8 protein-coding genes are annotated in these 12,815 nt (G+C 62.1%); all 8 read left to right on the top strand.

The window, feature by feature from the left end; genetic code table 11:
* Positions 1 to 348: 348 nt before the first annotated feature.
* Genes NKH99_RS15695 through NKH99_RS15660 form a run of 8 tightly spaced genes read left to right on the top strand, consistent with a single transcriptional unit; the run spans position 349 to position 12,803 of the window.
* Positions 349 to 1,188, top strand: coding sequence for a hypothetical protein (locus NKH99_RS15695; protein WP_353014635.1), 840 nt, complete (start codon positions 349 to 351; stop codon positions 1,186 to 1,188).
* Positions 1,175 to 3,367: a hypothetical protein gene (locus NKH99_RS15690; RefSeq protein WP_353014633.1), complete on the top strand. Its 2,193-nt coding sequence runs from the start codon at positions 1,175 to 1,177 to the stop codon at positions 3,365 to 3,367. Before NKH99_RS15695 ends, NKH99_RS15690 begins: the two co-directional genes overlap by 14 nt.
* 25 nt (positions 3,368 to 3,392) lie before the next feature.
* Complete coding sequence (locus NKH99_RS15685; protein WP_353014632.1) at positions 3,393 to 5,687, top strand: hypothetical protein; 2,295 nt, start codon at positions 3,393 to 3,395, stop codon at positions 5,685 to 5,687.
* Between the two features lie 27 nt (positions 5,688 to 5,714).
* On the top strand, positions 5,715 to 9,095 hold the full coding sequence (locus NKH99_RS15680) for a hypothetical protein (protein ID WP_353014631.1): 3,381 nt from the start codon (positions 5,715 to 5,717) through the stop codon (positions 9,093 to 9,095).
* Positions 9,092 to 10,621 (top strand): trypsin-like serine peptidase, encoded by a 1,530-nt coding sequence (locus NKH99_RS15675; protein ID WP_353014629.1) that lies wholly within the window; start codon positions 9,092 to 9,094, stop codon positions 10,619 to 10,621. Before NKH99_RS15680 ends, NKH99_RS15675 begins: the two co-directional genes overlap by 4 nt.
* A 10-nt stretch (positions 10,622 to 10,631) precedes the next feature.
* Positions 10,632 to 10,889: a carboxypeptidase-like regulatory domain-containing protein gene (locus NKH99_RS15670; RefSeq protein WP_352678424.1), complete on the top strand. Its 258-nt coding sequence runs from the start codon at positions 10,632 to 10,634 to the stop codon at positions 10,887 to 10,889.
* A 1-nt stretch (position 10,890) separates the two neighbouring features.
* Positions 10,891 to 11,865, top strand: coding sequence for a hypothetical protein (locus tag NKH99_RS15665; protein WP_353014628.1), 975 nt, complete (start codon positions 10,891 to 10,893; stop codon positions 11,863 to 11,865).
* Entirely contained in the window at positions 11,862 to 12,803 is a 942-nt protein-coding gene (locus NKH99_RS15660) for a prenyltransferase/squalene oxidase repeat-containing protein (RefSeq protein ID WP_353014626.1), read from the top strand. The genes NKH99_RS15665 and NKH99_RS15660 overlap by 4 nt, the downstream gene beginning before the upstream one ends.
* The last annotated feature ends 12 nt before the right edge of the window (positions 12,804 to 12,815 follow it).

Raw genomic sequence — 12,815 nt, 5'->3', positions numbered from 1 at the left:
GCAAATTGTCATAAAAGATAATGTATAAACCAACGACAGTCCAAACAAAAAATTAAGTTATATTTTAATTAATTCGCCTATATTAGTTTTTCGACATAGTTCTAGTTATATTTCTGATTGCTCATAATATGGCTTCATGTTATGGTCACATTGCGTAGTTTTAGCTTTATGCTTGTTTGGCGAATTTTATCGCCAGCAAGAAGGCGACCTGAGGGCAATCTCGGAATTAAACCGACGGTAATGGCGGCAGACAACCGCCATGTTACTGATATTTCCATTTTGCCAGTTCTAGCGATTTAAACAACCCTGTCGAAACACTCATCGACGGGGGTGGCTTGTGGTGCAGCGATGCAGCATTTTGGTTTCGATTTCCGTGGGTTTCACTGCTTCGCGGCGGATGCCGACATGAAGTCTTGGCACTATCTGCCGCAGAGCGCAGATGTGCAGAGGGATGACGCGGGAAAGCCGATCCTGAGCTTCACCGACCTCGGTTCGACGGCCTATCTAATTTTCTCGGCGCGATGGGGCGCTACCAATGAAGATATCGAGGCGCTGCGGCGGGAAATAGCGGCCCGTTCGGGCCAGCCGGATGCGGCACAGACCCGGCTGTCGTTTGCGCCGATCACCGCGCCGCTTTGCAACGCCCTGATCGGTAACGGCCGCGGGACCTTTGAAATCGCCGCAAGCAGCGTGACATCGGGTTATCCGCCCTATGCCGCGGTCTTCGATCTCGCCCTCGAAGCCGAGTGGCTCGCATCTGCCCGCGCCGGTGTGCGGGAGCAAGCTGGCTTTCTCGCCGTGGAATATCTCGCGCGCCATCGCATGCCGATAAAAGGCAGGGCGCGGTTCCGCGCGCCGGCCGCTCTCATGGATGGATTGCGCCTCGACAGCGAAGACCTCGCGGAGCAGCTTGATGACGCCATCCGGGATGGCAGGGCCAGCATCGCGATCGAAGTCGACGGCGCGCCTGACGGAAAGATTTCCCAGACGCTGCACAGCAAGCTTTTCGCGCTGATCGCGGCAACGATCAGGCAGTCGCCCGCTCACCGGACGGTTGGCGACGCTGATATCGCGGTTGAACTCGAGCAAATGATTGAAGAGCCAGTCCGTGCGTTTCGCGATCTCGGCACGCTAGTAGCAGCGGAGTCGAACCGAATGCTCCCAGGAGGTGAAGATGCTGCAGATTGACAAGGTACAAGAGATCGAGGGCGTGACGGTCTTTGGCGATTCGGACAAGATCAGTGTCTTCTATCCGCTGGCGCAACAACCACGTTACCGTCGCGGCCCCGACGGCAGATTGTCGTTCGCTTTCTATAAATACAGGTTCCCGGTCGATAGGCCCGACGGCAAGAAAGGCGGCGGCTTCCTTCTTTTTGACGTCGAGTTCGTGGTCGAAGACGAGGTCCTGGTCAAGGTCAAGCAGAAGCTCGCCGAACAGGTGGCTGCCGAGGCCAATCGCCTCGGAATCCAGCCGATACCGGAAGTCGTCATCGGTGCTTTCACCTATACCAAGGGAACGACGTCGTTGCTCTATCCCCAGGGCCTCGTCGAAAGGGAAGTTCCCAGCGGCGGAACGCCATCGCTCTTCGGCAACAACATCTCGACATTCGCGCTGGAACTGCCACCCGAGGGTGCCACTTTCTTCGAGCAGGCCATGCAGGGCCAGGGAGGCGCCGTCGCTATCGCCTATGAGCTGTGGTTTTGGGCGCAACTGCCGGCGATTAACGTCAACGGCTATTTCAACGCATCGAAGTTCTACAGCTTCTATCAGACCATCGACACCGACTGGAACCTGTGGTCGGAGGATTCCTACAGGGAGACCGTCCGGGAACAGACGATCAATTCGGAATCGATGCACATCGATTTCGAGTGGGGCGGGGTGACCGATGAAAAGATCAGGGGGCCGATCCGCGACTGGGCATACCGCACGCTGGAAAAATCCATCGAACGCAACATGATCGATGCCATCGCGCCGGTTCCCGACGATCAGCGCAAATTGCCCGACGGGATCGAGGATGTCACGCGCGACATCTCGAACACCAAGATCACCAATATCTACATCAACTACAAGGAGTCGCAGACTGTCGAGTGGCGCGTGGCGCCTCGCGGCGTCCTGCCCAACATCACCAACCTCAAGGATGGCAACGGCGCGCCGGTCAAGTGGAGCGACTATGCCCGCGTGATCGATCTCGATGATCCGTTCTTCAAGACGCTGCGCATCAACACTTTCGTCAACGCCGATTTCAAGGGACTGCCGATCCACTCAGTCGAAGTGAAGCTGATTTACAAGGGCCGGCCCATGGCCAATCTCGCGGAAGGCGAGCCCGACGGCGAAGTCGTCATGAACAACGAAGAGGATGTCGGGAAGTTCGCGGCTTATGTCGAAGGCGACGACTGGAAATACACCTACAGTTACCAGGTCAATTACCGCGGCGAGAGCCGGCAGTACCAGTCACCCGAAATCGAGACGAACGAAGGCAATCTCACCATCGGGGTCGACGATGTGGGCGTGCTTTCCATCGAAGCCACGGCCGGCGACATCAACTGGACCGAACTCGACCGCGCCGCCGTCGTGCTGACCTACGAGGATGACGCGGGCGGTGTAGAAGAACTCGAGGAGCAGTTCAACCTCACCCAGGCAGCGCCGACATTCAAGATCCAGCGCGTCATTTTCCAGCCGATGCGGAACAACTACAAATACCGCATCAAGTATTTCATGAAGGATGGCCGCGAATACCAGGGCGCCGAACGTCAGGGCCGATCGCAGAGGCTGTTCATCAACGATGTGTTCGATGCGCGCAAGACGGTTTCGGTGCGTGGCGTCGGCGACTTCGCCAACAGGATACAGACCGTCTTTGTCGATCTCGAATACACAGACGCCACGCATACCTATACGCAGACCAAAAGCCAGGCGCTGACGGCGGCCAGTCCCTTTTTCGACTGGACCTTCCCCGTCATCGACGAAAAGGCGGGCAAGGTCACCTACAAGGCCATGATCGCTTACAAGGACGGCACGACGGACACGGTGCCGGTGACGGACGCTGCGTCCGGAACCATCGTGCTGCCGCCGCCGGCGGAAGCGTTCCTCGAAGTGCAGATCATCGCTGACCTGATCAACTGGGAGCAGGTGAAATTGGCGCGCGTGTCGCTCAATTACGACGATCTCGCCAGCGATGTCTCACAAGCCAAGGATTTCGTCTTCAGTGCCAGCAACAAGGCCAACACCACATGGAAGGTGGAGGTCAAGAACAAGGAGCAGGACGATTACACCTACGCCGTCAGCTACTACCTGGCGACCGGGCAGAAGAAGGATGTTCCGCCGACGTCTACCAGCGAGCTTGCCCTGATCCTCGACCCCGCCGCCTGACGCTTACGCCGCGAGTGAGACCTTCATGCTTTATCTCAAGCCTCCATTCCACATCGTCCGCGGCGTGGCGGTCTTTCCGGATCACGCGAACAACCGTGCGTTCTATTTCCTGCCGGCGGAGCCGCATCTCTCGATGGTGCTGGACACTGCGACAGGCGTGAAAGTGCCGCAGATACAATTGCTCAAGTTTCGCGGCGGAGCGGGAAACGGGGGCTTCCTGACGTTCCAGGTCGACCTGGGTCTGGATGATGGCGTGATGGACGACATCGCAGCGGAACTCCGCGGCTTGTATCCCGGAGAGGGGCCTATCCAACTGGCGCCCGTTATTCTCGAAGGGGGGAGCGTGCGCCTGATCATGCTCGGCCGCGCCACGGACGAGCAGGGCAAGCCGTTGTGGGATACGGAGCAGCAACAGCGTTTCGTCGTACGCATCACGCATCCCTCGAAGCCTTCGCTCTATGGAAACAACCAGGCGATCTTCAGTGTCGAACTCGATCAGGAAGGCGTCGAACTGGTCGAGAACTCCATATTGCACAGCGAGCTGATGCCAATCGGAGTCGTCTATCAACTGGACTTCTTCGCCCTGCGCCCCGCCTTCTCTGTCAAGATTTCGGCCGATTGGAACCGGGTGCAGACCCACATGGAGGAGAGTTTCACGACCGATATCCTGTTCGCGTCCACCGAGATCGACAAGGTCGTCGACAAGCTGGTCGAGGCCCAGGTGGTGCAGATCGATGTCGATTCATTCCTTCCGGAGGGCGAGGACGCGGGCTCCTGGGTCGGGCGGCGCGATCAGGCAATCGATCAGTTCAAGGACATGGTGCTGGAGAATTTCTTCAAGCCCAGTCTTGAACCTATGAAGGAGGAAAAAGACGGCTGGGATCGCTTCACCGATACGGCGGAGCGCCTGGCGCTTCTGGGCGCGACCGGCGGCTGGGGCGGCGTCGCCAAGTTCAGTTATGTGAAGAAGGACCTGCAGCGCATCGACCAGAAGCGCGCCAGTCTGCAGATGAACGAGCGCGTGACGGTGAAGCGCAGCATCTACCCGCAGGCGACGCTGAAGGGGTTGGGCAAGATGTTGCGCGACGCGCAGGGGCAGATTGATGCCGGTCGCTTCATTCAGGAGGTGACGCTCGACGATCCATGGTTCGAGAAGCGGAAGATCAAGGCCTACTCACTCGTCAACTTTGAGCACGATGAAGTCGATTCGGTTAACCTGACGCTGACCTATGATGGCCAGCCGCGAACCATCCGGCTGAGCAAGGATCAACTGGACGGCAGCCAGGAATGGAACAGCCTCCTGGACGGCGGCAAGATGGTCCGCGGCATCCCCTATGAGTATCGGGTCACGTTCCACGATGTCGACTCTGGTGAGCGGCCCGGCGTCGTCAATACCGGCACGCTGACAACCATCGGCGACGAGTTCGAAGTCTCGCCGCGCAGCGACGGCCTCTATTTCATCGACGATATCCAGATCGGGGCGAGCCTGCTTCCCTGGGATCGCTTTCCGCAGGTTGCCGTCGAGGTGCGCTACAACGATCCGGTGAACCGGATCGATCTCGCCGAGAGCTTCCTGCTCACCCAGGACAAGCCGGAAGTCACCTGGAAACGGTTCCGCCTCGACAGCACCCTGGACCGCTACGACCTGAAAATGACGTTCATGGCGGCCGACCACAGGGACATCGTCCTCGACTGGGCGCCGACCGACCAGGAGCGCCTGATTGTGCGCGATCCTCATCCGCAGAAGCGGACGCTACAGGTCGCGCCTGCCGTGGACTGGCGCCTCGTCGCCATGATTCTCGTTGACCTGCGCTATGTCGATGCCGCGAACGGCATCGACGAACAGCAGACGCTCACCTTCTATGACACGCCGACGGACCGCAATCCCAAGGCGTTCTTGGTTAATCTCGCCGATGCGAGCCAGCGTCTCGTGAGCTACGCAGCCACGATCATACTGAAGGACAATCGCGTCATCACCATTCCCAACTCGATGACAACCGGATCGACCATCGCGCTGCGCACCGACATGGTCGGGCACAAGGTGGTGACGGTTACGCCACCGGACATCGATTTTACCGCGCGCGGCATCGAGCGCGTCGAAGCGCAGCTCTCATACCGCGACAACGATGCAGGGTTGAGCTTTCAGGACCGGCTGGTTTTCACGAAGCCGCGCGACATCGGCTTCTTCGAGTTCGACTACGTTTCGCCCGACCACTCGAGCTACGGCTGCCTGGCCACGCTGGTCTTGTCCAACGGCCTCGTCCTCGAGCGGGACCTGGGGAGCCTCGGCCTTGATCGGCTGGCGCTGCCGGCGGGTTGAGGAGCGTGTAATGCCGGGAGCTGAGCCATGCTGATGATGGGAAGCAAGACGGTTACGGTCGAAGGCGTTACGGTATTCGCCGATCATGCCGACCCGGCGCAATTCTGGTACCTGCCGGCGCCGGTCGTTCTTGCCGAGCGCGAGGGCGTGCCGCAATTCACGCTCATCCGCTACCGGCCGGCGGTGGCGGGCGCGGGCGTAAAGGGTGGCGGCTTCCTCATGATGGAGGTCGAACTGCGTCTTGATCCGGAGGTGGAACGCAAGATCATCGGTGCGGTAGCGCGCTTCAGCAATGGCACGCCTCGGCTCACCCCTGTTCCCTTCGATGACGGCAAGGTGCAGGTAATCGCGCTCAATGTCCAGGGAAGCGGCGGCACCATGGCGACGCCGTCACCGGCCGGCGCCTTCGTGGCGGTGGAGGCAGTGCTCGGCGCAACCAAGCCATCGCTCGGCGGCAACAATACGGCGATCTTCAGCCTGACGCTCAGCGAGGAGGGGTCGACCATCCTCGACCAGGCATTCAGGCAGGGCGCCACGCCCGTCGGCGTCATCTACGACCTCAAATACACCGCGCTGCGGCCGGCGCTCGATGTCAAGATAACCGCGAATTTCAAGCGGATCTACGATCGCCTGAACTTCAGCGTCGACCTGACCGCCGGCGCCGTCATCTATGGCGTTCCCGTCTATCTCGAGGCGGGCATCGACATGGCTTTCGAGAAGCTGAAGCAGGACGGCGTCATCGACATTAAGGTCATCAATTTCTCCAGTGCCGCCGACCAGGACGACAAGGAGAAATGGGCGCTCGACTTCTTCAAGCAGAATCTGCTGCAGCAATGGTTCCAGCCGACACTGGCTCCCGTCACCTTCGATCGAAAGCCACCGGCTGGCGGCACGCCGCCGGCCGGTGGTGGCGGTGCAGCGCCGTCAGGGGGCGGCAGCGCTTCGCCCGCTGGTGGCGGAGGTTCTCCCGCGGGAGGCGGCGCGGCACCCGCTGGCGGTGGCGGATCGGCTTCCCCTGCTGGCGGCGGATCGGCGGTGCCTGCCGGTGGCGGGGCGGCACCAGCCAGCGGCGGCGCATCGCACGCCAGCGGTGGGGCAGCGCCAGCCAGCGGTGGCGCACCGCACGCCAGCGGCGGAGCAGCGCCGGCTGGCGGCGGTGCGGTGCCTGCCAGCGGTGGTGCATCGCCACCCGCCGGAGGAGCGCCGGCTGGCGGCAGCGCGCCGTCCGGTGGGAGTTCGCCGCGTCCGGCCGGCGGCGAGATGGCAAGCGAGTCGACCGTCATGCCAATGCGCTATGAAACGCGCGAAGTGTGGGCCTATGCCTTTCTCGAAGCGGCCGGACGAGCCCCGGCGCAGTTCACCCGCACGATCGATCCGGAAACCCCGGGTTATGACGTGCAGATGACTCAGCGCGCCGACAGCGACGAGGTGACGCTGCTATTTCTCGGTGCAAGCGAGCCCCCCATCGTGTTCATCAACGGAACACAAGAAGCGCTGTCAGATGACCGGCAGGCGACGCTCACCCTCGCGGCGGGCGCCACCGTCCAGGTCGAAGCGACCTATCGTCCCACGCCCGGCGGCCAGCAGGAATTCCGGCTCTATTTCGATTTTGACAAACCGCGCGCGCAGGGCTGGTCCGTGTCGCCGCCCTCGGCCGCCTATGGCGGCTACCTGGCCAACCGCACCACTCCGCTGGATTCGCGGTTTGAAACGAGTACGGGTCAGCCGGGCGTTGGCGGCGATGGCGCGCATGGCGCCGACGCCTTGCGCGGCTGGCTCGGGAATACGCTCGGTTCGCCAAGGCGCGTGACGGTCGAGAGCCATGCGAGCTACGAGGGCAATGATGGCGCGGCGAGCCTCAACCAGGATCTCACGCAGCGCCGCGCCGATGTCGCCGTGGGCATCATCGGCACCGATGCGCAAGTCACGTCGGTCACGCCCATGGGCTTCAGTGTGGCGCGGGCCGCCGGCCGATCCGGCAGTCCCGAGGATCGCTATGCGCTGGTGCGCGGCGCTTCAGCCGAAGGGCGGGCGGTGACAATTCGCGGAACGCTTTCGCGCGCGGCCGCTCCTTCGAATGGCGGCGCCACGCCGCCGGCCTCCGATGGCGGTGGTTCAGCACCTCCGGCTTCCGGCGGCGGCACAACGCCTCCAGCTTCGGGTGGCGGTTCAGCGCCTCCAGCCTCGGGTGGAGGGGGAACGGCGCCTCCAGCTTCAGGTGGCGCCACGCCGCCTCCGGCTTCGGGCGGCGCTGCCGCACCCAAGCCCGGCACCACGGCGCCGACGATCCCGCAGCAGCCGCCGCTCGGCGTGAAGCTCGCGTTCCGGCTCCAGAAGATCGAGCAGATCGAAGACAAGACCGTGACTCTGCAATACAATCGCCAATCGGCGGAACAGCGCAGCTTTGCGCCACAAGGATTGATCGGGCTGCTTGCCGACGATCTCGACGGACCGCCGCATTTCATAGAGGTCGATCTCGACAGCCCCTTCTTCCGGGAACTCGCTATTCAGATCGACGCGCCTTCCGTCTTCGATCCGATCGGTCTGATGAAGGCCGATGTCGCCATCGAATACGGCCGCGCAACGGACCCGGTCGGCATCAAGCACAAGGACATCAGCTTCAGGCCCGGCGGCGCGAACCAGGACAAGGCGTCGTTCTTCCTGAACCCGAAGTTCGACTTGAGCTACACGCTCTCATTGCAATATCACTTCAACCCGCTCTCTGGCTGGGATGGCGAGAAGCTTAGCTACGACCTGCCGCCGGTGTCGTCCCTAGACCGCACGCTGCTGGTCAATCCGTTCCGCGATTTTGGATTCCATGAAATTCGGATCGTGCCGGGGGACATCGATCCCGACATGGTCGATTCCACCGATGTGTTTCTGCACTACGAGCATCCCGGCCAGTGGTCGCGCGACACCATGATCACCGTCACGCCCGGCGATGTCCCCAAGAGTTGGAAGCTGCGTCTCAGCGATCCGGAGCAGCGCTGGTTCACCTATCGCTGGGTTCACCGCCTCAAGGATGGGAGCACGAAGGAAATCGCTCCCCTGCGGACCAACATTCCTCTGATCACGGTGAACGACCCGTTCGACGAGCCGCTGATTATCGAACTCTACCCAAATTACGATGCCTCCCAGATCCGCCTGGTCATTGTCGATTTGAGCTATCAGGAGAAAAACTCGACGAAGAAGCGCACGCAGCAGATCAAGTTCCAGCCAACCGAGGTGGACTCGCGGCGTATCCGCTTTGGCCGCACGGATCGCAGTCAGAACACCTACACGATGCAGATCACCGTTCTGGGCGTCGACAACTCGGTACGCCGGCTTCCACCTGTCAACCCTGCAACTACAACAGTGTTCTTGGGCGAATACATGGCCCAGGAGACATTACGAAGGAGAGTGCTATGAGCAGTGCAACAAGTGCTACCTTACAGGCCAAGGAAGCGAAGCCGGCGCGCGAAGGAAAGAGCTACGGCTATCAGAAGCCTGCCGAAGCAGCGGCGGCGCCCGTCGTAGTCGCAGTCTCCGCTGTCGAGACGCAGAAGCAGAAAGTGGTCTCCGCCTTCGACGATTTTCTTGACGCCTTGGCGGACCAGGTTTCGCCCGGCGGCACGGGTGGAACCACTCCGAGCAACGGCTCCACTCCCAACGCGCCGGGCACCGGGTCGGGCACAACATATCCCGCAGGCACCGGAGGAACGGGCACCGGAGGAGCGGGAAGCGGCAGCGGAACCGGAACGACGACGGGCGCGGGAACCGGAACGTCAGGGACCGGCGCGCCGAGCGGCGGCACGGGAACGACAGGAACCACAGCGCCTTCGACCGGGGGAGAAACTGCAGATAGCGAAGCGGCCAAGAAGGAAGCATTTGAGCGCAACGTCGCCGTGCAGAAGGAAGCCTATGTTCTTGATCGCTTCCGCGAATCCACCAAATTGAGAAGGAAGCAATCCGAGTCAGCTCCGTCTCCCGCCGCGACCCTCATAGCCGCGGTCAACATGCATCAGTCGGACTCCAATCGCGCGCCGCTGACGGAGTCGAGAGAGTTCAAGTCGTATTTCGGGGCCCAGGGCCGCTCGCAGGCGCCGACAATCGAGAAGATGGCGACGCCGCGCTCGGAGCGGCCGGAGACGGTTCCAGCCCCGGGCGTCGTCAACCTGAAGCCCATCGACGCCTACTGGGGCAGCTATGGCAACGCGATCGAGCGGGCGGCGGCGCGAGCGCAACTGGTCAGCACCAAGCTTTACGAGGTCATTCTTGGAAGCGACGACCGTGTGCGCGTCACCAACAACCAGCTTTACCCGTGGCGCTGCATCTGCTCGCTCCTGATTACAGCCAACACCGGGGCCCAATATGTCGGAACCGGCTGGTTGGTCGGGCCGCGGCTGCTGTTGACGGCGGGGCATTGCGTCTACATGTCGGACGAGGGTGGTTGGGTCAGCCAGATCGAAGTGGCTCCGGGCCGCGATGCCGACAACCGTCCGTTCGGCACGGTCGTCGCCACCGACATGCGCAGCGTGACCGGATGGACGCGTGACGGAAATTCCGATTTCGACTATGGTGCGATCATCCTGCCCACTGACAAACGCCTCGGCGATCAGCTTGGCTGGTTCGGCTATGCCAATCGGCCGGACGACTACCTGCGCAACGTCACGCTGAACCTGTCTGGATATCCGGGCGACGGCGGTCCGGCCCATGTCGACGGCACTCAATGGTTCCACAGCCGGACGGTGAAAGACGTCTTCGAAAAACAGCTCACCTATGAGATCGACACATATGGCGGACAGAGCGGCTCGCCGGTCTGGGAAATGACCAGCGAAGGCTATCGCTATGGCGTGGCGATCCACACTTTCGGAACCTCGGTCAACAATGGCGGCACCCGCATCACCGGCGAAGTTCACCAGAACATCCTGAACTGGTCCGGCGAGGCGGCCTAGGGGGCGGGGCATGGCGAAGGGATCGATCATCGGCATGGTCCGGGATGAAAAGGGTGGGCCGGTCGCCGGTGCGACGGTTGCGATCACGCAAAGCTCGCAGCCCCATCGCGACATGGCCGCCATCACCTCCGGCGACGGCTCCTTTCGGCTGAACGGCCTGAGGGGGGGAAGCTATTCGCTGGAGGCCCGCCGCGGCAACGGGCTCGGCGGCGCCAGCGTGGAATTGGTCGAGGGCGGCCTAGCAACGGTGGAGATCGCGCTTGCCTAGCATGGCCGCCCGCCGCGCGAACGAGCAGGCCGCGCCGTCTACTCATTCGAGCATCGACGCGGCGATCAGGCATGTGCTCGCCTGCTATCGCGATGTTGCCCCCGACATGCCGGATGTGATCGCTGCGATTCTCGCTTCGCGGCTCTACGCCGAAGGTCCCGACGCCTTCGGCGGCAGCAAGCTGACGGGCGACGGCTTTCCCGTCGAGTTCGCCGTTTCGACGGCCGACGAGACGTTGCGCGTGACGGTGGAAGCCGGCGCGCGCAACCTGACGACCAGGCAGCGGCTCGAGCTTGCCATCAGCCTGATCGGATCGATCGACGCTAATGCCTTGGGGGAGGAAACGCTCGCGTTGGTCCGCAGTATTGTCCAGGCCGATTCACCGCCTGCCTACGGCGCATGGATCGGCCTCCGCTTCGGCGGCGGCGCGAGGCGGGCCAAGCTCTATGCGCAGATTGCTCCCAATGTCGATCCCGGCTTGCTGCCGCTTCGGCTTCCGCGCCTGCCCGACCGGCCCGCGATTCCTCGCATGATCGGCTGCTCGGCAAGGGGTATCGAACTTTACCTGAAGCTGCCATCGCTGTTGCCGGCGGAACTGGCGGCGGTTCTCGAGCCTGCCGGCTTTGCCAAAAGCGCCCGCGAGGTTCTGGACTTCATCGAGAACCTGTACAGCCATGAGATCCGCGGACGCCTGCCGGGTCCGTCGGTCGGGGTCAGCTTCGCGCAAGCGTCCGGCCAAGTTTGCGTGACCCTCTTTTTCTTCGCTCGTTCGCTCTGGGGGGCGGATTCGCGTATCCGTCGGCGCTTCGTTCAGGCAGCCGGCGTCGCATGGAGCGGTGCCCACAATTATCTTGAGGCCACCGCCCCCATAGCGGACCGGGAAAAATGGACGACATTCCATGGTCTTGTCGGCATCACGCTTCGTACCGGTGCAGGCCCGAGCCTCTCAATCGGCTTTCGCCCGGTGTCGTCATGAATGGGAACGAATTCAGCGCGCTGGCAAGCTTGCAGCGTGCCGACGGCGCGTTCCCCTCGGTAATCGTCTCGCCAGACGGGCAGGCCGTCTCCGACTTCAATTGTTTCACGGCGGCGATCGTGCTGCGCAGGCTGCGCAACGCGCCACCGTCTCCAGAACGCGACAAGATCGTCGGCCGTGGTCTCGATTGGCTCACCGCTTGCCGTTCGGCTCGCCCGCCCAATGCTTTTTCGTTCTGGCCCGACGACGACAGGCCTGCCTGGGCAACGGGCGTGCCTGCTGATGTAGACGATACCGCGATCATCCTGTGCGAACTGCTGCGTCATGGGCGGATCGGCCGCGCAGCGACGCTGCGCATTGTCTGCGACGCCATTCTGCCCTGCCGGGTGAAAGCCGCCATGTTGCCCGTTCTGCCGCCATGGGTAGCGGAAGGCAGCTTCTTCACCTGGATCCCTCCCGAATCCTCACGCGCCGAGCCGGCGAAACCCTTCGCCAATATCGTCGACTGCTGCGTCAATGCCAACGTGGCGGCGCTGCTGGCGCTGCTCGGCACAAACTCGTTTCCGGGCCACGATGCGGCTATCCAGACAATCGTCGGCGGATTGCAGTGGGCGGGACAGGATCCAGCCCGGCTGTCGTCTCTCACGCCGTTCTATCCCTCTCTCATCTATCTGGCGGAAGCGGTCGACCATGCGGTTGAATGTGGTGTGACGAAACTGCTGGAGGCGCTTGCCCAATTGCGGCTGCTGGCCGCGGGAGCACCGGATGGTGCAGCCGGCATCTGTTGCAGCGCCTATAGTCGCACGGTCTGGCACGCACCGGCGGCTGACGTTGCGCGTGCGATCTCGTCACAACATGTGTTGAGAGTCGGGTCAGGTCGAACCGAGAAAGATGGATTTCGAGAACCGGAGCGCAGCGCACATTCTCCGATCCTTTAGTTCTTACGCAGT

The sequence above is a fragment of the Mesorhizobium sp. M0854 genome (genome assembly GCF_040319815.1).
Classification (GTDB): domain Bacteria; phylum Pseudomonadota; class Alphaproteobacteria; order Rhizobiales; family Rhizobiaceae; genus Mesorhizobium.
Note: the sequence above shows the minus strand (reverse complement) of the source record. Positions and strands in the feature narration are given on the sequence as shown.

Bases quoted from the DNA above. Each gene is read 5' to 3' on its own strand.
- NKH99_RS15665 (WP_353014628.1), top strand. From the start codon at position 10,891: ATGGCCGCCCGCCGCGCGAACGAGCAGGCCGCGCCGTCTACTCATTCG.
- NKH99_RS15680 (WP_353014631.1), top strand. From the start codon at position 5,715: ATGCTGATGATGGGAAGCAAGACGGTTACGGTCGAAGGCGTTACGGTA.
- NKH99_RS15690 (WP_353014633.1), top strand. From the start codon at position 1,175: ATGCTGCAGATTGACAAGGTACAAGAGATCGAGGGCGTGACGGTCTTT.
- NKH99_RS15685 (WP_353014632.1), top strand. From the start codon at position 3,393: ATGCTTTATCTCAAGCCTCCATTCCACATCGTCCGCGGCGTGGCGGTC.
- NKH99_RS15675 (WP_353014629.1), top strand. From the start codon at position 9,092: ATGAGCAGTGCAACAAGTGCTACCTTACAGGCCAAGGAAGCGAAGCCG.
- NKH99_RS15660 (WP_353014626.1), top strand. From the start codon at position 11,862: ATGAATGGGAACGAATTCAGCGCGCTGGCAAGCTTGCAGCGTGCCGAC.
- NKH99_RS15670 (WP_352678424.1), top strand. From the start codon at position 10,632: ATGGCGAAGGGATCGATCATCGGCATGGTCCGGGATGAAAAGGGTGGG.
- NKH99_RS15695 (WP_353014635.1), top strand. From the start codon at position 349: ATGCAGCATTTTGGTTTCGATTTCCGTGGGTTTCACTGCTTCGCGGCG.